Annotated in this window: 20 protein-coding genes; 3 read left to right on the top strand and 17 right to left on the bottom strand. The window is 56.9% G+C overall.

Going from position 1 to position 20,214, the window contains the following annotated elements; translation table 11 throughout:
• Window positions 1–41: 41 nt before the first annotated feature.
• The 11 genes from ACOQH0_RS19980 to ACOQH0_RS19930 all read right to left on the bottom strand — a co-directional run bounded on the left by ACOQH0_RS19980 (window position 42) and on the right by ACOQH0_RS19930 (window position 7,359).
• Complete coding sequence (locus ACOQH0_RS19980) at window positions 42–407, bottom strand: DUF805 domain-containing protein (protein ID WP_131633430.1); 366 nt, start codon at window positions 405–407, stop codon at window positions 42–44.
• Between the two features lie 106 nt (window positions 408–513).
• Entirely contained in the window at window positions 514–1,500 is a 987-nt protein-coding gene (locus ACOQH0_RS19975; RefSeq protein WP_421511078.1) for a glutathione S-transferase family protein, read from the bottom strand.
• 72 nt (window positions 1,501–1,572) lie between these two features.
• Entirely contained in the window at window positions 1,573–1,965 is a 393-nt protein-coding gene (locus tag ACOQH0_RS19970; RefSeq protein ID WP_010435893.1) for a DoxX family protein, read from the bottom strand.
• Between the two features lie 252 nt (window positions 1,966–2,217).
• Window positions 2,218–2,514 (bottom strand): YqjK-like family protein, encoded by a 297-nt coding sequence (locus ACOQH0_RS19965; protein WP_010435892.1) that lies wholly within the window; start codon window positions 2,512–2,514, stop codon window positions 2,218–2,220.
• Entirely contained in the window at window positions 2,511–2,909 is a 399-nt protein-coding gene (locus ACOQH0_RS19960) for a phage holin family protein (RefSeq protein WP_010435891.1), read from the bottom strand. Before ACOQH0_RS19960 ends, ACOQH0_RS19965 begins: the two co-directional genes overlap by 4 nt.
• Window positions 2,910–2,911: 2 nt before the next feature.
• Window positions 2,912–3,217, bottom strand: a complete 306-nt coding sequence (locus ACOQH0_RS19955; RefSeq protein WP_010435890.1) for a DUF883 family protein — start codon at window positions 3,215–3,217, stop codon at window positions 2,912–2,914.
• 29 nt (window positions 3,218–3,246) lie between these two features.
• The gene (locus tag ACOQH0_RS19950) at window positions 3,247–3,615 is read right to left on the bottom strand and encodes a DUF1090 domain-containing protein (protein ID WP_108416154.1); all 369 of its coding nucleotides are present in this window, start codon (window positions 3,613–3,615) and stop codon (window positions 3,247–3,249) included.
• Between the two features lie 143 nt (window positions 3,616–3,758).
• The gene (gene mzrA / locus ACOQH0_RS19945; RefSeq protein WP_010435888.1) at window positions 3,759–4,142 is read right to left on the bottom strand and encodes an EnvZ/OmpR regulon moderator MzrA; all 384 of its coding nucleotides are present in this window, start codon (window positions 4,140–4,142) and stop codon (window positions 3,759–3,761) included.
• Between the two features lie 2 nt (window positions 4,143–4,144).
• A complete protein-coding gene (gene yqjA / locus ACOQH0_RS19940) occupies window positions 4,145–4,807 on the bottom strand; it encodes a DedA family general envelope maintenance protein YqjA (protein WP_010435886.1) in 663 nt (220 codons plus the stop codon).
• A gap of 344 nt (window positions 4,808–5,151) precedes the next feature.
• Entirely contained in the window at window positions 5,152–5,928 is a 777-nt protein-coding gene (gene exuR, locus ACOQH0_RS19935) for a transcriptional regulator ExuR (RefSeq protein WP_010435883.1), read from the bottom strand.
• Window positions 5,929–6,060: 132 nt separating this feature from the next.
• Complete coding sequence (locus ACOQH0_RS19930) at window positions 6,061–7,359, bottom strand: MFS transporter (protein ID WP_089600214.1); 1,299 nt, start codon at window positions 7,357–7,359, stop codon at window positions 6,061–6,063.
• A gap of 475 nt (window positions 7,360–7,834) precedes the next feature.
• Between ACOQH0_RS19930 and uxaC the strand changes: the two genes are divergently transcribed.
• Both uxaC and ACOQH0_RS19920 read left to right on the top strand, forming a co-directional pair.
• On the top strand, window positions 7,835–9,247 hold the full coding sequence (gene uxaC, locus ACOQH0_RS19925) for a glucuronate isomerase (protein ID WP_421511077.1): 1,413 nt from the start codon (window positions 7,835–7,837) through the stop codon (window positions 9,245–9,247).
• Between the two features lie 17 nt (window positions 9,248–9,264).
• Window positions 9,265–10,752: a UxaA family hydrolase gene (locus ACOQH0_RS19920; protein WP_421511076.1), complete on the top strand. Its 1,488-nt coding sequence runs from the start codon at window positions 9,265–9,267 to the stop codon at window positions 10,750–10,752.
• Window positions 10,753–10,844: 92 nt separating this feature from the next.
• On the opposite strand, the gene sstT is transcribed toward ACOQH0_RS19920, so the two are convergent.
• The 4 genes from sstT to ACOQH0_RS19900 form a co-directional block, all read right to left on the bottom strand.
• Window positions 10,845–12,086 (bottom strand): serine/threonine transporter SstT, encoded by a 1,242-nt coding sequence (gene sstT, locus ACOQH0_RS19915; RefSeq protein WP_010435872.1) that lies wholly within the window; start codon window positions 12,084–12,086, stop codon window positions 10,845–10,847.
• A 218-nt stretch (window positions 12,087–12,304) separates the two neighbouring features.
• Window positions 12,305–13,273, bottom strand: coding sequence for a TerC family protein (locus ACOQH0_RS19910; protein ID WP_221552834.1), 969 nt, complete (start codon window positions 13,271–13,273; stop codon window positions 12,305–12,307).
• 250 nt (window positions 13,274–13,523) lie between these two features.
• The gene (locus ACOQH0_RS19905) at window positions 13,524–14,522 is read right to left on the bottom strand and encodes a Gfo/Idh/MocA family protein (protein ID WP_421511075.1); all 999 of its coding nucleotides are present in this window, start codon (window positions 14,520–14,522) and stop codon (window positions 13,524–13,526) included.
• A gap of 70 nt (window positions 14,523–14,592) precedes the next feature.
• Complete coding sequence (locus tag ACOQH0_RS19900) at window positions 14,593–15,096, bottom strand: YgjP-like metallopeptidase domain-containing protein (RefSeq protein ID WP_010435864.1); 504 nt, start codon at window positions 15,094–15,096, stop codon at window positions 14,593–14,595.
• Between the two features lie 85 nt (window positions 15,097–15,181).
• On the opposite strand from ACOQH0_RS19900, the gene rlmG reads away from it, so the two are divergent.
• Entirely contained in the window at window positions 15,182–16,318 is a 1,137-nt protein-coding gene (gene rlmG / locus ACOQH0_RS19895; RefSeq protein WP_023333530.1) for a 23S rRNA (guanine(1835)-N(2))-methyltransferase RlmG, read from the top strand.
• Window positions 16,319–16,436: 118 nt separating this feature from the next.
• Here the strand turns inward: rlmG and ACOQH0_RS19890 are convergent, their stop codons facing one another.
• The gene (locus tag ACOQH0_RS19890; protein WP_421511074.1) at window positions 16,437–18,458 is read right to left on the bottom strand and encodes an FAD-dependent oxidoreductase; all 2,022 of its coding nucleotides are present in this window, start codon (window positions 18,456–18,458) and stop codon (window positions 16,437–16,439) included.
• 178 nt (window positions 18,459–18,636) lie between these two features.
• Complete coding sequence (gene lsrK, locus ACOQH0_RS19885) at window positions 18,637–20,214, bottom strand: autoinducer-2 kinase (RefSeq protein ID WP_421511073.1); 1,578 nt, start codon at window positions 20,212–20,214, stop codon at window positions 18,637–18,639.

Here is a 20,214-nt window from a genome sequence, read left to right as displayed (position 1 = left end):
TAATTTGTAGGCCCGGTAAGCGAAGCGCCACCGGGCTTTTTTTATGCGCCGATCTTCGGATCCGGACCAAAGCGGTTTTCACCCGGCGTGCCGTTCTGACAGTTGAAGACCAGGATCACAATCCAGCCCACGATCGGGATCAACAGCAGCAAGAGCCACCAGGCTGAACGATCGGTATCGTGCAGGCGTCGGAACTGAACCGCCCAGGAAGGCAGCATAATAAATACGCCATAAATCGTGGTGAGAATGCCTTCTCCCCCGGCACGCTCCCAGCCCAGAATTTTGTCCACAATACTCAACACCAGGGCGAGGATGAAGTTCACCAGAACGAACATCCAGTACTCTTTGCGGCGGGCGCGGCCACCAAATCCAATGTAGTTGCGCAGTACGTTTAAATACCAGTCCATTTTCCTTGCCTCATTAGTCAGTCAATCACTTGTTTTCTAAGCGATCGAGGTAAGGATAGATGCATGTTATAAATTAAAAAAGGGAATCAATTGATTCCCTGAATATTTATCCAAAACGGACGTCGCGCCCGTGAGGTTCATCCAGATCCTGCCATGGCCCAATGGAGATGATGCCCGTTGGGTTAATCGTCTTGTGGCTGCGGAAATAGTGGGTGCGAATATGGTCGAAGTCGACCGTTTCGGCGATACCCGGCATCTGGTAGATATCGCGCAGGAAACCATACAGGTTCAGATAATCGCTGATGCGGTGTTTATCACACTTAAAGTGGGTGACGTACACCGGATCAAAACGCACCAGCGTCGTCCACAGGCGGATGTCCGCTTCCGTCAGTTGGTCGCCCGTCAGGTAGCGATGTTGGCCGAGGATCTGCTCCAGGCGCTCCAGCGATTCAAACACCTTTCCAACCGCTTCGTCATACGCTTCCTGGCTGGTGGCAAAACCGGCCTTGTAGACGCCGTTGTTCACGTTGTCGTAGATCCAGCCGTTCAGCTCGTCAATTTTATCGCGTAGCTCAACCGGGTAATAATCACCGGCGCGGGCACCGTGGGCATCAAACGCGGTGTTGAACATGCGGATGATCTCCGCCGATTCGTTGCTGACGATCGTTTGGTTTTTCTTGTCCCACAATACCGGTACGGTGACGCGTCCGGTGTAGTGTGGATCGGCGCGCAGGTAAAGCTGGTAGAGAAAATCGTGGTGATAAAGGTCGTCACCGGTGGCGGCAGGAAAATCACTGTCGAACGTCCAGCCGTTTTCCAGCATCAGCGGGTTGACCACCGAAACCGGAATGAAGGATTCGAGCCCCTTAAGCTTGCGCACAATCAGCGTGCGGTGTGCCCACGGGCAGGCGAGAGAAACATAGAGATGATAACGGTCTTTTTCTGCCGCGAAGCCGCCTTCGCCGCTCGGGCCAGGTGCGCCGTCGGCGGTCAGCCAGTTACGGAAGGCCGAAACAGAGCGCTTGAAGCGACCCCCGGTGGATTTGGTGTCATACCAGACATCCTGCCAGACGCCGTCTACGAGTTGTCCCATTTTTTTCTCCTCCGTCAGATAGCAAAAGCGAGGAGATATCTCCTCGCTTTGGGTTCAATCAGTATAGCGTGCTTACCACTTCTTATTCAGAAGGCGGTCGATGCTGTATGCGCCTGGGCCAGTGATGGCCAGCAGCAGGAAGCCACCCGCGATGGTCAGGTTTTTCATGAACATCAGAGAGTTCACGCCTTCCGCAAAGTTGCTGTGGAACAGGAAAGCCGTCAGCAGGGTGAAGCCTGCGGTGAACAGCGCGGTGGTACGGGTCAGGAAGCCGAACAGCACTGCCAGGCCGCCGCCGAACTCAAGCAGGATGGTCAAAGGCAGCAGGAACCCCGGCACGCCCATGGCTTCCATATATTGCTGGGTACCCGCGTAACCGGTGATTTTTCCCCAACCTGCCACGATGAACAGAATTGGCATCAGAATACGTGCTACCAGTACACCAACATCTTCTAATTTTTTCATTTTACTCTCCAGGAAACCACATCAGCGGCTGAACTTTATTTGTCTGCAATTCCGGGTAGATACCGCGGCTTTGCTGTCGATGGAGAGGATAATAAACGGGGCGGGGGACAATTGTTAGCAAGGAAAACTGTCAATCTTTATCAAAGATATTGAGTAAGGGAGGTGCGCGCTGGTGCCCTCACCCCAACCCTCTGCCACAGGGAGAGGGCGCAAAAACAAAAAACGGTAACCTGAGTTACCGTTTTGCTTTTATCACCGCAGCTGCTGCTGCCGCAACGTTGCTTTCACCAGACGCCAGGCGCTCCAGGCACCAAAGCCGCGACGTGCCCAGCGGATCAGCATATTAGGATGACGAACCGTCCAGATAGCCATCACGCTGCTGCCCACCAGCGCCCAGGAACGCAGGCTCAGGAAGGTGTTCCAGCCCCGGTCGAACGGACGTGTTGCCTCGATCCAGTCGCGACGACCGGCGGACAGATCCAGCCGTTGCTGTTGGATCTGGCTTAGCAGATACGCTTTTCGCTTTTGACGTTCGGCTTTATCGCTCACGGCTTGTCATCCTCCAGCAGCGAACGATCGTTAGCCAGCTCCTGGCGCGTGTGGCGCAGGAAGGTGGACCTGCGTGCTTTACGCATTGTCCAGATGCCGCCAATCAATGCCGCAACCAGTAACACCACCGTGGTGGCGATCATCGCGTTAAGACGATACTGCGGGTCGATAGCCCAGATGATTAATACCATCAGGCTCATCAGACCGAACGCGGCGAAGAGCATGGTGAGCCCGAGCATGAGCAGCATCTGGAAGAGATTGGCTTTCTCCTCTTCCAGTTCAACCACTGCCAGCCGGACGCGCGTTTCGGCAATGCCGACCAGCGTGGTTAATATACGCTGGCCGATACCGAGGACGTTATTAGCAGGCCCTTGTGCGTGACGAGGATCTTCCATAATCAACGACGCGTCAGCAGGACACCCAGCACTACACCAACGGCAGCGCCAATACCCACACCCGTCCACGGATTGTCGCGAACATATTCGTCAGCGCGCGCGGCGGCTTCACGGGTCTGTTTAGCTAACGCATCGCCGGTTTCACCGAGGCGATAACGGCTCTCTTTCAGCGCCTGCTCCGCTTTGCTACGAAGTTTGCTGACCTCTTCTTTCGACTTATCGGCAGAAGAGCTAAGTACCTCTTCCAGGGTGTCTGCCAGTGATTTCAGTTCAGCGCGCAGGTTTTCTGACGTAGTATCTTTTGACATGATTCTCTCCTGTTGAGATTTCCGTTAACTCAATAATCGCGAGCTTCCAGCGCTTTCAGGTCGTCCTGCGCTTCTTTCAACTTCTTCTCGCGCTTGGCAATTTTTTCCGCATCCCCTTTCTCTTTCGCTTCCTGCAGGTCTTGACGGCGCTCGGCTATCTCGTCCTTCTGTTCAGCGATTTTTTTCTGGTGATCGGCACGCAGCTTGCTGTCGGAACAGTTGGCTTTCACTTCGCTTAACGCTTTCTTCAGGCCATCAACGCGGTGCTGATTATTATGCTTTTCGGCATAACCGATCTCGCGCTGAATATCCTGTTCTTTCTCCTGACAGAGAGAGGTGGCGTATGAAGCTGTGCTTAAAGAAAAAAGGGCCAGAGCCAGGGTAATGCGGAATTTCATTATCGAAACCTTCCATTGTGTTACGGCGTGAGCCGTGATCCAGAACTATGCGGAGAACATCTGAGGGGTGCTCCGCGTACTTAAGCATAGTAAGTAAACGGCGTAATCACCAAAGTAAGTGAAAAGATTCGGAATCCTGGTAATTAACCAAACCGATGCGACGTATCGCGTAGCAGCGACATCCAGGAGGCAACATGGCTGTCGTCTTCCTGCTGCGCAATGATATAACCCTGCGGCAGCGTTCTGTCGAGCACGGCTTTTGCCGCTGCGCTCTGCGCGCTGGAGTCAAATTTTATCAGCAGCACGTCGTCTTGCGGCGTAATGCTTTTAAAGCGGATCCCGTTGGCGTCCAGATGATGCCAGATGGAAAAACCATCCGGCACGCTGGCGCCCTGATTCACCGGACGTATTGCCAGCGTCGATTCCTGATGCTGCAGCGCAGCCCATGCCAGGATCAGGACGCTGAACATCATCAGCGCGATCATGGCGTAAGAGACGCGACGCAGGGCGAGCGGGGAGATAACCATGGTTAACCCCTGGCGCCGTATTTCTTTTTCCACAGGACAACCAGCGAGCCCACCAGGCCAAAGACCAGCAGGACCACCGGTAACAACATCAGGCAGGACATCAACTGATCTTCATACTTCATGAAGACCGGGGTTTTGCCCAGCGCGTAGCCCAACGTGGTAAGGATCAGTACCCATAACAGGCCGCTCATCCAGTTAAAGAACTGGAAGCGGGTACTGCTCAGACCGGACAGCCCGGCGATGGTGGGAAGTAGAGTACGGACAAAAGCGATAAAACGGCCCATCAGCAGCGCCGAAAGCCCGTGCTTATGGAAAAGATGGTGCGCGCGCTGGTGGTAATGCGCCGGAAGATGCGAAAGCCAGTTTTGTACGATCCGCGTGTTGCCCAGCCATCGCCCCTGAATGTAGCTCACCCAGCAGCCCAGGCTGGCCGCAATGGTTAACAGCAATACGGTTTGCGGGAAGGCCATCGCCCCTTTCGCACAGAGTACGCCTACCAGCACCAGCAGACTGTCGCCCGGTAAAAAGGCGGCAGGAAGCAGTCCGTTCTCAAGGAACAGAATCATAAACAGGACAAAATAAAGCATGCCAATCATGGAAGGGTTGGCCAGCGTTTCGAAATCCTGAGCCCACAGGGCATTCAGTAGTTGGGTCAAAAGTTCCATTCAGTGTTCCTGGAAATCGGTTAACGTCACGCCTGTAATCCGGGAAAAACAGCACGGCGACATTGTTGTGATTTCATTATGGTCGCTCGCGGACACATTGGTGTGTGGCCAACACTGTTCCCTGTTAATTGGCTGGTTAGCAAGCACTAACTTACAAAATAACGAAGTGAATCCAATTGTAACAAAGCCCGACGTTCTGCGTCACAGAATTTGCAGGGGTGAAGTGATTTTGGCGTAAGGCCTGGAAGGGAGCGAGGGATTTTACAAAGGCTGACACTATATATGTTTTGCTTACCCCTGTTCGGCATCAGGCGCAGCGAAGCGCCTGCCAGCAGAAAGGGAGACTATTTTGCCTGACTGGATGCGGTATCGAGATGAACCACGGGATTATCGGCAAAAAGATAGCGGTCAGCGTTAAATTCGAAGTCGTCGCTGGTCTCGTTAAACAACATCAGTTTGGTGTTTTCCAGATGCTGCCACATCGCCAGTTTAGCCGCATGCGGATCTTTGCGAATCAGTGCCTTAAGGATTTGATCGTGATCGTCGCACCAGTTATCCACGGTGCGCGAATCGATATGATCGTGCAGTTTCTTCCAGTACGGGTTATGAACGCGCTGAGTCCACATTTTTTCCACGATTGCGGCCAGCGCCGTATTCTGCGTGGCCAGCGCTACCTGGACGTGGAACTGAAGATCCCATTCTGAATCGCGGAAACATTTTTCTTTACGCGCGTTTTCCTGGATCTCCATCAGCTTCATGATGTCCTGCTTGGTGACCTGCGTAGCGGCGAATTCGGCAATATTACTCTCGATCAGCTGGCGAGCCTGGAGCAGCTCAAACGGACCGTAGCTGGCAAATTCCAGATTTTCGTCCGGTGCCGGGGAGTGTTTTGCCTGGTTGGAAATCACATGAATGCCGGAGCCTTTGCGTACCTCAACGTAGCCTTCCACTTCCAGCATGATAATGGCTTCTCGCACCACCGTGCGGCTCACGCTCTTTTCATCCGCAATAAAGCGCTCAGCGGGAAGTTTATCACCGACAAGATAGACGCCTTGCTCGATGCGATCTTTCAGCTCGGCAGCAAGTTGTTGATATAAACGACGTGGTTCGGTGATTTCCATATGCGCTCCAGGCAGGGTACGGCGGATGATTTGTTATACCACTTTTGCGAGCCAGTCTCCAGATTTCGCCATGAAAAAAGCCGCCCGGAGGCGGCTTTTGAGGAGATTTTGCCGGCTCCCGGCACAACAATGCTAACTCTGCGTAGCGGGTTTCCCGAGGGACTCTTTCGCCAGTTCGTCTGCGGATTTACTTTTCAGCACCGTCCAGATAACCACCGCACCCATCAGGTCGAAGATAGCCAGCACCGCGAACAGCGGGCTAAAGCCAATGGTATCTGCCAGGGCACCGACCACCAGCGCAAACATGGTGCTAGCGGTCCATGCCGCCATACCGGTCAGGCCGTTGGCCGTTGCCACTTCGTTACGACCGAAGACGTCAGACGAGAGCGTAATCAGCGCGCCGGACAGGGACTGGTGCGCAAAGCCACCAATGCACAGCAGGGCGATAGCCACATATGGGCTGGTGAACAGGCCGATCATGCCAGGGCCGATCATCAGCAGGGCGCCCATGGTGACGACCATTTTACGGGAGACAATCAGGTTCACCCCAAACCAGCGCTGGAACAGCGGTGGCAGGTAGCCGCCCACGATACAGCCCAGGTCTGCGAACAGCATCGGCATCCAGGCGAACATCGCGATCTCTTTCAGGTTAAAGCCGTACACTTTAAACATGAACAGCGGGATCCAGGCGTTGAAGGTACCCCAGGCCGGTTCTGCCAGGAAGCGCGGCAGGGCGATACCCCAGAACTGACGGGTGCCCAGGATCTGCCAGACGGTCATTTTTTTGCCGTTGTTGGTCTGATGCTGAGATTCCTGACCACCAATGATGTATTCACGTTCTTCTTCAGAGAGTTTTTTCTGGTCGCGCGGGTGTTTATAGAACACCAGCCACGCCATTGCCCATGCAAAGCTCAGTACGCCAGAGATGATGAACGCCATCTGCCAGCTGTGCATCACGATAGCCCAGACCACCAGCGGCGGCGCAATCATCGCGCCGATAGACGAGCCGACGTTAAAGTAACCTACAGCGATGGAACGCTCTTTTGCCGGGAACCATTCGGAGCTAGCCTTCAGGCCCGCCGGGATCATGGCGGCTTCAGCCGCACCGACTGCACCACGCGCCAGCGCCAGGCCGCCCCAGCTGCCTGCAAGTGCGGTTGCACCGCAGAAAATCGCCCATGCTACGGCGAAGAAGGCATAGCCGATTTTGGTACCCAGAATATCCAGAACATAGCCTGCAACAGGCTGCATGATGGTATAAGCCGCGGAATAAGCCGCAATGATGTAGGAGTATTGCTGCGTGGTGATGTGCAACTCTTCCATCAACGTTGGAGCCGCTGCTGCCACTGTGTTACGCGTCAGGTAGCCCAGCACGGTGCCGAGCGTCACCAGTGCGATCATATACCAACGTAACCCTTTAATTTTACGCATGTAAAACCTCATCGTTATGTTATTTCCGTGCCAGAACACGGTAACAACTCAACCGTTGCCGGGAGTTGTTCAGTAACGGGAGGGGCATAACCGGGATATGTCCCGGAACGGCCCGAACCTTGCCATAAGTCATCGTGCATAAGTCGGTTTCCGTACCGTTAAATCTGATGTTATTGACACCAGCAATGCATTCCGTCGGCGTAGTGTTTGCGACGGCGAAACGATAACTTGTCATACAACTTTAAAAGGTGAGTGACATCACAAATGTGTGAATCTTTGTAGGGATATTCCGCGGTGCGAGCAAAGCCAGTATTGGCGCGGCTTGTGAGAGGGTTTACTCCATTTGGGGTAATTTTTTTGTCGACGTTTATTGATCTGACTCACGAAAAAAACTTCGGTGGGTGGAAATTGGTGTGATAACTTTGCAGCATATGAACATACGCTTTCTGACGCTCCCGTAATGAGGAAGACGATAATGACGCCGTTTATGACCGACGATTTTCTGTTAGACACTGAATTTGCTCGCCGCCTGTACCACGACTACGCAAAGGACCAGCCGATTTTCGACTACCACTGCCATTTACCGCCGCAGCAGGTTGCCGAAAATTACCGATTCAAAAACCTGTATGATATCTGGCTGAAGGGTGACCACTATAAATGGCGCGCGATGCGCACCAACGGCGTCGCTGAGCGCCTGTGCACCGGCGATGCCACCGATCGGGAGAAGTTTGACGCCTGGGCGGCCACCGTTCCGCATACCATCGGCAACCCGCTATACCACTGGACGCATCTTGAACTGCGTCGTCCATTTGGCATCACCGGTAAACTGCTTTCTCCCGCTACTGCGGATGAAATCTGGGATCAATGCAACGCGCTGCTGGCGCAGGAACAGTTCTCCGCACGCGGCATCATGAAGCAGATGAACGTGAAGATGGTCGGCACCACCGACGATCCTGTCGATTCGCTCGAGCACCACGCCGTCGTTGCGAAAGACACCTCTTTCGACATTAAAGTGCTGCCAAGCTGGCGCCCGGATAAAGCCTTCAACATTGAGCAGGCCACCTTCACTGACTACATGGCGAAGCTGGCGGAAGTGTCCGATACCGATATTCGTCGTTTTACTGACCTGCAAACCGCGCTGACCAAACGCCTGGATCACTTTGCGGCGCACGGCTGTAAAGTCTCTGACCACGCGCTGGACGTGGTGCTGTTTGCCGAATCAAACGAAGCCGAGCTGGACAGCATCCTGGCGCGTCGTCTCTCCGGCGAAACGCTGAGCGAGCATGAAATTGCCAAATTCAAAACGGCGGTGCTGGTGTTCCTCGGTGCGGAATACGCCCGTCGCGGCTGGGTACAGCAGTACCATATCGGCGCGCTGCGCAATAACAACCAGCGCCAGTTCAAACTGATCGGTGCGGATGTGGGCTTCGACTCCATTAACGACCGTCCGCTGGCGGAAGAGCTGTCCAAACTGCTGAGCAAACAGAACGAGCAAAATCTGCTGCCAAAAACCATCCTCTACTGCCTGAACCCGCGCGATAACGAAGTGCTGGGTACCATGGTCGGCAACTTCCAGGGCGAAGGGATGCCGGGCAAGATGCAGTTCGGCTCCGGCTGGTGGTTCAACGATCAGAAAGACGGCATGGAGCGTCAAATGACGCAGCTGGCGCAGCTTGGCCTGCTGAGCCGCTTTGTCGGCATGCTGACCGACAGCCGCAGCTTCCTGTCCTATACCCGCCATGAATACTTCCGCCGCATTCTGTGCCAGATGATTGGCCGCTGGGTGCACGCGGGCGAAGCGCCAGCGGATATCCAGCTGCTGGGCGAAATGGTGAAAAACATCTGCTTTAACAATGCGCGTGACTACTTCGCCATTGAACTGAACTAAGGCCGTCTGAGGTTGATATGCAATACATCAAAATCCATTCGCTGGATAACGTGGCCGTCGCGCTGGCGGATTTGACCGAAGGAACGAACGTCACGTTCGACGGTCAGTCGGTCACGTTGCGCCAGGCCATTGGGCGTGGACACAAGTTTGCCCTGATCCCCATTGCGAAAGGGGAGAACGTGGTGAAGTACGGTTTGCCCATCGGTCATGCGCTGGCGGATATTGCACCGGGTGAATATATTCACTCCCACAATACTCGCACCAATCTGAGCGATCTGGACGAGTACAGCTATCAACCTGATTTCCAGGCGGAAGCCGGACAGGCGGCAGATCGTGACGTGCAGATCTACCGTCGCGCCAGCGGCGAGGTGGGGATCCGCAATGAACTGTGGATCCTCCCGACCGTCGGCTGCGTGAACGGGATTGCGCGTCAAATTCAGACGCGTTTCCTGAAAGAGACCAACGATGCCGAAGGCACTGACGGCGTGCATTTGTTCAGCCATACCTACGGCTGCTCGCAACTGGGCGACGACCACATCAATACCCGCACCATGCTGCAAAACATGGTGCGCCACCCGAACGCAGGCGCGGTGCTGGTGATTGGCCTTGGCTGCGAGAACAATCAGGTTGACGCTTTCCGCGACACGCTGGGGGAATTCGACCCTGAGCGCGTGCATTTTATGGTGTGCCAGCATCAGGATGACGAAGTGGAAGCGGGCGTGGAGCAGCTTCATCAGTTGTATGACGTCATACGCCATGACAAGCGCGAGCCGGGCAAGCTGAGCGAGCTGAAGTTTGGTCTGGAGTGCGGCGGGTCTGATGGTCTTTCCGGCATTACCGCTAACCCGATGCTCGGCCGTTTCTCCGACTATGTCATCGCTAACGGCGGCACCACGGTGCTGACCGAAGTGCCGGAAATGTTCGGCGCGGAGCGTATTCTGATGAGCCACTGCCGCGACGAAGAGACGTTTGAGAAAACCGTCACCATGGTGAACGACTTCAAACAGTACTTCATCGCCCATAATCAGCCGATTTATGAGAACCCGTCGCCGGGCAACAAAGCGGGCGGGATTACCACGCTGGAAGAGAAATCTCTCGGCTGCACACAGAAAGCGGGCGCGAGCCAGGTGGTGGACGTGCTGCGCTACGGCGAGCGCCTGAAAACGCACGGGCTGAACCTGCTCAGCGCACCGGGCAACGATGCGGTCGCCACCAGCGCGCTGGCGGGAGCGGGCTGTCATATGGTGCTGTTCAGTACCGGTCGCGGTACGCCGTATGGCGGGTTTGTGCCGACGGTGAAAATCGCCACCAATAGCGAGCTGGCGACAAAGAAAAAACACTGGATCGACTTTGATGCGGGCCAACTGATCCACGGTAAAGGGATGCCACAGCTGCTGACGGAGTTTGTGGACACTATCGTGGAATTTGCGAACGGGAAGCAGACCTGTAACGAAAAGAATGACTTCCGCGAGCTGGCGATTTTTAAGAGTGGTGTGACGCTTTAATCGGTGCGGCCTGATGCCCTCACCCTGGCCCTCTCCCACGGGGAGAGGGAACAAACACTAAAAACGGCAACCTCAGGGTTGCCGTTTTGCTGTTAACCTCGCAGGGCATTCTTCGCTAAACGCGCGTCTTCCGCCTGACAGGCCGCTGCGGTAAACAGCACGTCGGTAGAGGAGTTCAGCGCGGTTTCGCAGGAGTCCTGCAGCACGCCGATGATAAAGCCGACGGCCACAACCTGCATCGCGATCTCGTTCGGGATGCCAAACATATTACACGCCAGCGGGATCAGCAGCAGCGAACCGCCCGCCACGCCCGATGCGCCACAGGCACAGAGCGACGCCACCACGCTCAGCAGCAGTGCGGTCGGTAGATCCACCGGAATACCCAGCGTATGCACCGCCGCAAGTGTTAGCACGGTAATAGTGATTGCTGCGCCCGCCATGTTCACGGTTGCACCCAGTGGGATCGACACGGAATACGTGTCGCGGTCCAGGTTCAGCTTCTCTGCCAGCGCCATGTTGACCGGAATGTTCGCCGCCGAACTGCGGGTGAAGAAGGCGTACACGCCGCTCTCGCGCAGGCAGGTCAGCACCAGCGGATACGGGTTGCGGCGGATCTGCCAGAACACCAGCAGTGGGTTAATGACCAGCGCGACCAGCAGCATACAGCCAATCAGCACGATCAGAAGCTGTGCGTATCCCCACAGGGTTTCAAACCCGGTGGTTGCCAGCGTGGAGGAGACCAGACCGAAAATCCCGATTGGCGCAAAACGAATAACAATTTTCACCATAAAGGTCACGGCGTTCGACACGTCGTTAACCAGGTTTTTCGTGGTCTCGTTGCCGTGACGCAGCGCGAAGCCCAGGCCAATTGCCCAGACCAGGATGCCAATGTAGTTTGCATTCAGCAGGGCATCAATCGGGTTAGTGACCATGCTCATCAGCAGGCCACGAAGCACTTCGACAATGCCGGACGGCGGGGTGATATCACCGGCCGCGCTGGTCAGGTGCAGCGTGGACGGGAACAGGAAGCTAAACACCACGGCCGTTAAGGCAGCAGAGAAGGTTCCCAGCAGATACAGGAACAGAATAGGGCGAATGTTGGTTTTTTGTCCGTGCTGGTGGTTAGCGATTGACGCCATCACCAGCATCAGTACCAGAACCGGTGCGACGGCTTTCAGTGCACCAACAAACAGCGTACCCAGCAAGCCCGTCGCGATAGCAGCAGGTTTTGACACCAGCGCCAGCAGGATCCCGAGTACCAGTCCTACCAGAATTTGTTTAACCAGGCTCCCCTGCGCCAGGCGCGCAAAAAGCCCCGTTGATTGTGTGCTCATACATTATTCCTGAGTGAAATTGCGTTCCATTCCGAATGTGCTCTAAGTCACATTTATGTCCGGATGTAAGTAAATGTTTGCCTGGTCGAGTATAGGGAATGCACGAAAGGAGGGAAGCGTAAAATGCTGGATTTTACGTAGTGCATCATATTTTTTAACTGCTGCGTTACAAAAGTGTGTTCACCCTCTCCCTATGGGAGAGGGCCGGGGTGAGGGAATTACTCTACCTGCTGCTTCTTATCGTGCTGGCGGTTAACCCAGGTATTGATAATCAGCGTCACGATCAGAATGCCGAACACCACGCCGAGCGAAATGGCGATCGGGATGTGGTAGAAATCGACGATCAGCATCTTGATACCGATAAACACCAGGATCACCGACAGACCATACTTCAGCATCGAGAAGCGTTCCGCCGCGCCCGCCAGCAGGAAGTACATCGCACGCAGGCCGAGGATCGCAAACAGGTTTGAGGTCAGGACGATGAACGGGTCGGTGGTCACCGCGAAAATAGCCGGGATGCTGTCTACGGCAAAAATCACGTCGCTCAGCTCGACCAGAATCAGCACCAGCAGCAGCGGGGTGGCAAACAGCAGACCGTTCTTGCGCACGAAGAAGTGCTCGCTTTCGATCTTGTCGGTCATGCGCAGATGGCCGCGGATCCACTTCACCAGCGGCTTATCGCCGATACCGGTATCGTCTTCTTTCGCCAGCGCCATTTTGACCCCGGTGAACAGCAAGAACGCGCCGAATACATACAGCAGCCATTCGAACTGGGTGATCAGCCAGCTGCCGGCGAAGATCATGATGGTACGCAGGACAATGGCACCCAGCACGCCGTAGACCAGCACGCGGCGCTGCAGGGCTGCAGGCACGGCAAAATAGCTGAACAGCATCAGCCAGACGAAGACGTTATCGACCGCCAGGGCTTTTTCAATCAGATAGCCGGTGAGGAAGGCGAGCGCCTGAGGATCGGCTACCGCGCGGCCTTCGGTCGAGGCCAGATACCACCAGAAGGCGGCGCAGAAAAGGAGTGAGAGGCTAACCCACACCAGTGACCAGACGGCGGCCTGCTTAACGCTCATGCCGTGCTCGCCGCGACGACCCTGCAAAAAGAGGTCGATCGCCAGCATGATGAGCACGACAACCGCGAATCCGCCCCACAGCATTGGAGTGCCGACAGAATGCATACTATTTTCCTTACACATAAAAAACAAAAACGGCCATGGTCAGAAGACGATAGCCGTTAGCTTTTTATGCATAGACCTCGCCTTCCGGCAAGGTCTCACTTACAACCACGAGGGTTGCCCGGCGACCGGATGCGTGTTTAACGCATCGTAATGACGATCCACCGACGAAGAAGTTACTCCCCTTTGCAGGTAACAAAATATGTCAGACCATTGGTTTCGTCAATGGTCTGCACGGTTTCATTACACAGTTTTACGCGATAGCTTCCGCGCTCACGTCGTCTGCCGGAAACACCACGCCGGTCTGACGGCGGATCTCCGTTTGCAGTTTCGCCGTGGTGCGGCTCACCGCGAGGCCCGGGTGATTCACTTCGTTGTCTTCCACCACACGGGCGAAGACCTCTGCCTCATAGAGCATAGTGTTAATATGCTGAGGCTGCGTCAGCTCCTGCGCTTTACCGCCGCGCGGCACAAAGCTCACCTTCTGGCACTCGGAGATCTTCTCGATAACCAGCGAGCCCGCTTCGCCCTGAATTTCGCTCGGCAGCACGGAATCGCTCACCTTGGAGTGCTGCAGCGTGACGCTGAAATCGCCGTAGTCCAGCACCACTAAACCGTGCGCATCCACGCCGCTCTCCAGCAGGCTGGCGGTGGCCGTCACGCCATGCGGCTCGCCCCACAGGGCCACGGCAGAGGCCAGGCAGTAGAAGCCGATATCCATAATCGAACCGTTAGAAAAGGCCGGGTTAAAGGTGTTCGGGTTCTCGCCGTCCAGGTAGCGCTGGTAGCGCGACGAGTACTGGCAGTAGTTGATAAAGGCTTTACGCACTTTGCCAATTTTCGGCAGGGACTGCTGCAGCAGCAGGAAATTCGGCAGGCTGGCGGTTTTAAACGCTTCGAACAGCACCACCTGGTTTTCGCGGGCAAGCGCAATGGCCGCTTCCACTTCCTGAATATTCGATGCCAGCGGCTTCTCGCAAATCACATGCTTTTTATGGCTGAGGAACAGCTTCGTTTGCGGGAAGTGCAGGGAGTTCGGGCTGGCGATATAGACCGCGTCAATGGCGTCGCTTTGCGCCATCTCGTCGAGCGAGGTGAAGAGATGCTCAACGAGGTAGTCGTTAGCAAAACTCTGCGCCTGCTCGAGGCTGCGGGAATAGACCGCGGTAAGCTTATATTTGCCGGTTTCGTGGGCGGCGTCGACGAACTGGCGCGTGATCCAGTTCGTTCCAATGACTGCGAAACGTATCATAAACGTTTACGTACTCCGTAGCGGGGAACCTTTAGCCACTGTAGCACGTCATCATGACAATTCGCGTGCGCTATTCCGCATTACTATTTAACGATAAATGCGTAAGCCATAGCCGGGTATCAAACTCCAGCTGGTGGTACTGCGGCTCCATGTGGCAGCACAGGGAATAGAACGCTTTGTCGTGCTCTTTCTCTTTCAGATGCGCCAGCTCATGGACGACGATCATCCGCAGAAAGGCTTCCGGTGCGTTACGGAAAACCGTCGCGACGCGGATTTCGGCCTTCGCCTTCAGCTTGCCGCCCTGCACGCGGGAGATGGCGGTGTGCAGGCCGAGCGCGTTTTTCAGCACGTGGATCTTGTTGTCGTACATCACCTTGTTGATCGGCGGCGCGCTCTTCAGATAACGGCTTTTCAGATCCTGCGTATACTGCCAGAGGGCTTTATCGGTCGCGAAATCGTGCGTGCCGGGGTAGCGTTTTTCCAGCACCGCCCCCAGTTTTTGCTCGGCAATTAACGTGCGTACCTGGGAAAGCAGATGCTCCGGGTAGCCCTGGAGATAAGTCAGCTGGTTCATCAAAACCCCAAAATAAGTTGAAAACGGGTATACTCACGCACCCTTTTCAGGGATAACGCCGAAATTTTACCATTCAGGAGGGCCGATGAGCCACTTAGACAACGGTTTCCGTTCACTCAACCTTAAACGTTTCCCGGAAACGGACGACGTCAACCCGCTCATGGCGTGGGAAGCGGCAGATGAATATCTGCTGCAGCAGTTGGATGAGACTGAAATCCGCGGCCCGGTTTTGATCCTGAATGACGCGTTTGGCGCGCTGGGCTGCGCCCTGGCGGAGCACACGCCATACAGCATCGGCGATTCCTACCTGAGCGAGCTGGCGACGCGTGAAAACCTGCGTCATAACGACATCGAAGAGTCCAGCGTCAAGTTCCTCGACAGCACCGCGGATTACCCGCAGGCGCCGGGCGTAGTGCTGATTAAGGTGCCAAAAACCATGGCGCTGCTGGAGCAGCAGCTGCGCGCGCTGCGTAAGGTCGTCACGCCAGAAACCCGCATTATCGCGGGTGCCAAAGCGCGCGATATTCACACCTCGACGCTGGAGCTGTTTGAGAAGGTCCTCGGCCCAACCACCACCACGCTGGCGTGGAAAAAAGCGCGCCTGATCAACTGCACCTTCAGCGCGCCGGAACTGGCCGACGCGCCGGAGACGCTGAGCTGGAAACTGGAAGGCACCGACTGGACCATCCACAACCATGCGAACGTTTTCTCCCGCACCGGGCTGGATATCGGCGCGCGTTTCTTCATGGAACACCTGCCGGAAAATCTGGAAGGTGAGATTGTCGATCTGGGCTGCGGTAACGGCGTGATTGGCCTGACGCTGCTGGCGAAGAACCCGGACGCCAGCGTGGTGTTCAGCGACGAGTCGCCGATGGCGGTGGCCTCCAGCCGTCTGAACGTGGAAACCAACATGCCGGAAGCGCTGGATCGCTGCGAGTTTATGATCAACAACGCGCTGTCGGGCGTAGAGCCGTTCCGCTTCAACGCGGTGTTCTGCAACCCGCCGTTCCACCAGAAGCACGCCCTGACGGATAACGTCGCGTGGGAGATGTTCCACCACGCGCGCCGCTGCCTGAAAATCAACGGCGAGCTGTACATCGTGGCGAACCGCCACCTGGACTATTTCCACAAGCTGAAGAAGATTTTCGGCAACTGCGTCACCATTGCGACCAATAACAAGTTCGTGGTGCTGAAGGCGGTGAAGCTGGGGCGTCGTCGTTAAGATTGTTATGTGCGGCCTGATGCCCTCACCCCAACCCTCTCCCACAGGGAGAGGGCGCAAACACTAAAAACGGCAACTGGGTTGCCGTTTTGCTTTTACCCTGCCGCCCGGCAATGCCCTAGATCGCCAGAGCTAACTTCGTCCCCTGCGCAATTGCCCGCCGCGCGTCCAGCTCCATCGCCACGTCGCACCCGCCAATCAAATGCACCGTTTTACCGGCTTCGCGCAGCGGATCCGCCAGATCGCGCTTCGGCTCCTGCCCGGCACATAAAATGACATGATCCACACGCAGCAGCTGCGGTTCGCCGCCGATCGTGACGTGCAGCCCCTCGTCGTCGATCTTCTGGTAGCTGACCGACGGGATCATCTTCACCCCGCGTGAGAGCAGGGTGGCGCGGTGGATCCAGCCCGTGGTTTTGCCCAGCCCTTCGCCCGGCTTGCTGGCTTTACGCTGGAGCATCACGATCTGGCGCGGGCTTTTCGGCAGTTGCGGCCCTTCCGGGCGTAGCCCGCCGGACTGGCTCAGGCTGGTGTCGATACCCCATTCCACGCAAAACTCGGCAATGTTCTGGCTGGTGGCCTCGCCCGGCTGGCTTAAGTACATGGCGGTATCAAAGCCGATCCCGCCGCAGCCGATAATCGCCACCTTCTCGCCAACCGGCGTTTTGTCACGCAATACATCCAGATAGCTCAATACCTTCGGATGATCGATACCCTCGATCGCCGGCATGCGCGGTACGATCCCGCTCGCCAGGATCACCTCGTCGAAACCGATCAGATCCGCCGCGTTGACAAACTGGTTAAGCCGCAGATCGATGCCTGTAAGCTCGATCATCCGGCGGTAGTAGCGCAGCGTTTCATAGAACTCCTCTTTGCCGGGGATCTGTTTGGCGATATTAAACTGGCCGCCAATCTCCGCCAGCGCATCAAACAGCGTCACGTTGTGCCCGCGGGAAGCGGCATTCACGGCAAACGCCAGCCCTGCCGGGCCTGCGCCCACCACGGCCAGGCGTTTTTTGTTTTGCGCCGGAACGATCGGCATTTTGGTTTCGTGACAGGCGCGCGGGTTAACCAGGCAAGAGGTGACCTTGCCGACGAAGATCTGATCCAGACAGGCCTGGTTACAGCCGATGCAGGTGTTGATTTCATCCGCACGGCCGCTTTGCGCTTTCGACAGCAGTTCGGCATCCGCCAGGAACGGACGCGCCATCGACACCATATCGGCGTCGCCTCGCGAAATCACATCGTCCGCCACCTGCGGATCGTTAATGCGGTTAGTGGTGACCAGCGGAACAGATACTTTGCCTTTCAGCCTGCGCGTCACCCAGCTGAACGCCGCGCGCGGTACCGGCGTGGCGATGGTCGGGATGCGCGCCTCGTGCCAGCCTATGCCGGTGTTGATAATGGTGGCGCCAGCGGCTTCAATCGCCTGCGCCAGCTGGACGGTTTCGTCGAAGGTGCCGCCGCCCTCTACCAGATCGAGCATCGACAGGCGGAAAACAATAATAAAATCAGCGCCCGCACGTTCGCGTACGGCGCGCACGACCTCCACGGCAAAACGCATGCGGCGGGCATAGTCGCCGCCCCATTCGTCGTCGCGCTGGTTGGTGCGGGCGGCGAGGAACTCGTTAATCAGGTAGCCTTCTGAGCCCATCACCTCAACGCCGTCGTAGCCCGCCTCGCGCGCCAGCGCCGCGCAGCGGGCGAAGTCGTCAATCAATGCCAGGATCTCGTCGTGGGTGAGAGCGTGAGGTTTAAAGCGGTTAATCGGCGCCTGAAGAGCCGACGGCGCGACCAGGTTCGGCTGATAGCTGTAGCGTCCGGTGTGCAGGATTTGCAGGGCGATTTTACCGCCCTCGCGGTGTACCGCGTCGGTCACAATGCGGTGGTGCGCCAGCTGTGACGCATCGTTCAGGACCGCGCCGCCCTCCATGCCCACGCCGGAAGGCGCCGGGGCCACGCCGCCGGTGACAATCAGCGCCACCCCGTGACGGGCGCGCTCGGCATAGAAGGCCGCCAGACGCTCGGCCCCGTCCGGATGCTCCTCCAGCCCGGTGTGCATTGAGCCCATCAGCACGCGGTTTTTGAGTGTGGTGAACCCCAGATCGAGGGGGGCGAATAACGACGGGTAGCGGCTCATAGTCTCTTCCAGTGTAAAATTATTGTTATGTGGTCGGATGAGTTACTAATTTAGCCAGCACGAAGTAAAAGGGAAAAGGGGAATGCAGTGATTGTGATGGGATTCAAATATTGGTGTGGCCTGATGCCCTCACCCTAACCCTCTCCCACAGGGAGAGGGGACTTAATCTCCCTCTCCCTTAGGGGGATGCCCGCACCAGCCCCGGCGCCTGCCACATCGATGTCGTCAGCCCGCTGTCCACCAGCCCCAGCTGGTCGGCGTACACCGCCTGCCACTTCTGCATCATCCCGTCGTACAGCTCGCGGTGCTGCGGGTTCGGCGTGAACTCGCGGCTCCACTTCACCAGCCGCTCGCCCGTCGAGGCCATATCCGCAAACAGCCCCGCGCCCGCGCCTGCCGCAATTGCGCAGCCGAGCGCTGTTGCCTCTTTCACCTCCGGCACGCGCACCGGCAGCCCGGTGACGTCGCTTAAAATTTGACTCCACAACGCCCCTTTGGACCCGCCGCCTGCAAACACCAGGCTCTCAAACGTCACGCCGGAGAAGCGCGAAATTTGCGCCAGGTTGCAGGCCGAGACGATCGCTGCATTCTCCTCCAGGGCGCGGAACAGCGTCGCTTTGTTGCACTTTTCCGGGTCGATGGAGAGGTTAATAAACGACGGCGCGGCGTGGTACCACTGCTTAAAATGCATCGCGTCGGAGAAGATCGGCATCACCCCGTGGGAGCCCGCCGGCACGCGGCTCGCCATCTCTTCGAGCAGGGAATAGGTGTCGATCCCCATCCGTTCGGCAATCAGCTTTTCCTCGGCGCAGAAGGCGTCGCGGAACCAGCGCATGGTCAGCCCGGTAAAGAAGCTGATCGACTCCGCCTGCGCCATGCCGGGGATAACGTGCGGGTTCACGCGGATGTTCATGTCAGGGTCGGTGCGCACCTGCGGCAGGTTTACGACCTGCTGCCAGAAGGTACCGCCCAGCACCGCGGTTTGTCCGGCGCGAACCACGCCCAGCCCCAGACAGCCCAGCTGCACGTCGCCGCCGCCCATCACCACCGGGGTGCCTTCGCGCAGGCCGCTCTGCTGCGCGGCCTCTTTGGTGATAGCGCCCAGCACGGTGCCGGTCTCTTTCACCGGGGAGAGGATATCGGCGCGCAGGCCGGCCATGTCGAGCAGTGCCGGCCGCCAGTCGCGAGAGAAGAGATCCAGCATGCCGGTGGTGCCCGCGTTAGACGGGTCGACCGCCAGCTCGCCCGAGAGCTTCGCCGCCAGCCAGTCGCTGATCATGGTGATGGTGGCGGCCTTGCGGTAAATATCCGGGCGATGGTGTGCCAGCCACAGCAGGCGCGGCATGGCGCTCAGCGCCAGCGTCTGGCCGGAAACGTCATACACTTCGGATTCAAAACGGTCGTCGTGGATCTCTTTGAGTTCGGCCACCTCGCGGCTGGCGCGGGCGTCGACGTTGGCGCAGGCCCAGATGGCCTCGCCGTTGCGGTCATACAGCACTATCCCTTCGCGCATCGAGCAGCAGGCGACGGACTGAATATCCGCCGCGTTCAGGTGCGCACGTTCCAGCGCCTGATAAATACACTGGCAGGCCAGCCGCCAGTTGGTCTCCAGGTCGAACTCCATCGACCCCGGCACGTTCTCCACGCTCAGGTGCTTCCACTCGGCCTGACCGACGGCAATCTGGTTGCCCTGTAAATCGAAAATCACGGCGCGAACGCTGCCTGTCCCTGCATCTAACGCTAAAAGGTAACTCAT

Origin of the sequence: Enterobacter sp. JS8-1 (genome assembly GCF_049187015.1) — a bacterium.
GTDB lineage: Bacteria > Pseudomonadota > Gammaproteobacteria > Enterobacterales > Enterobacteriaceae > Enterobacter > Enterobacter mori.
Note: the sequence above shows the minus strand (reverse complement) of the source record. Positions and strands in the feature narration are given on the sequence as shown.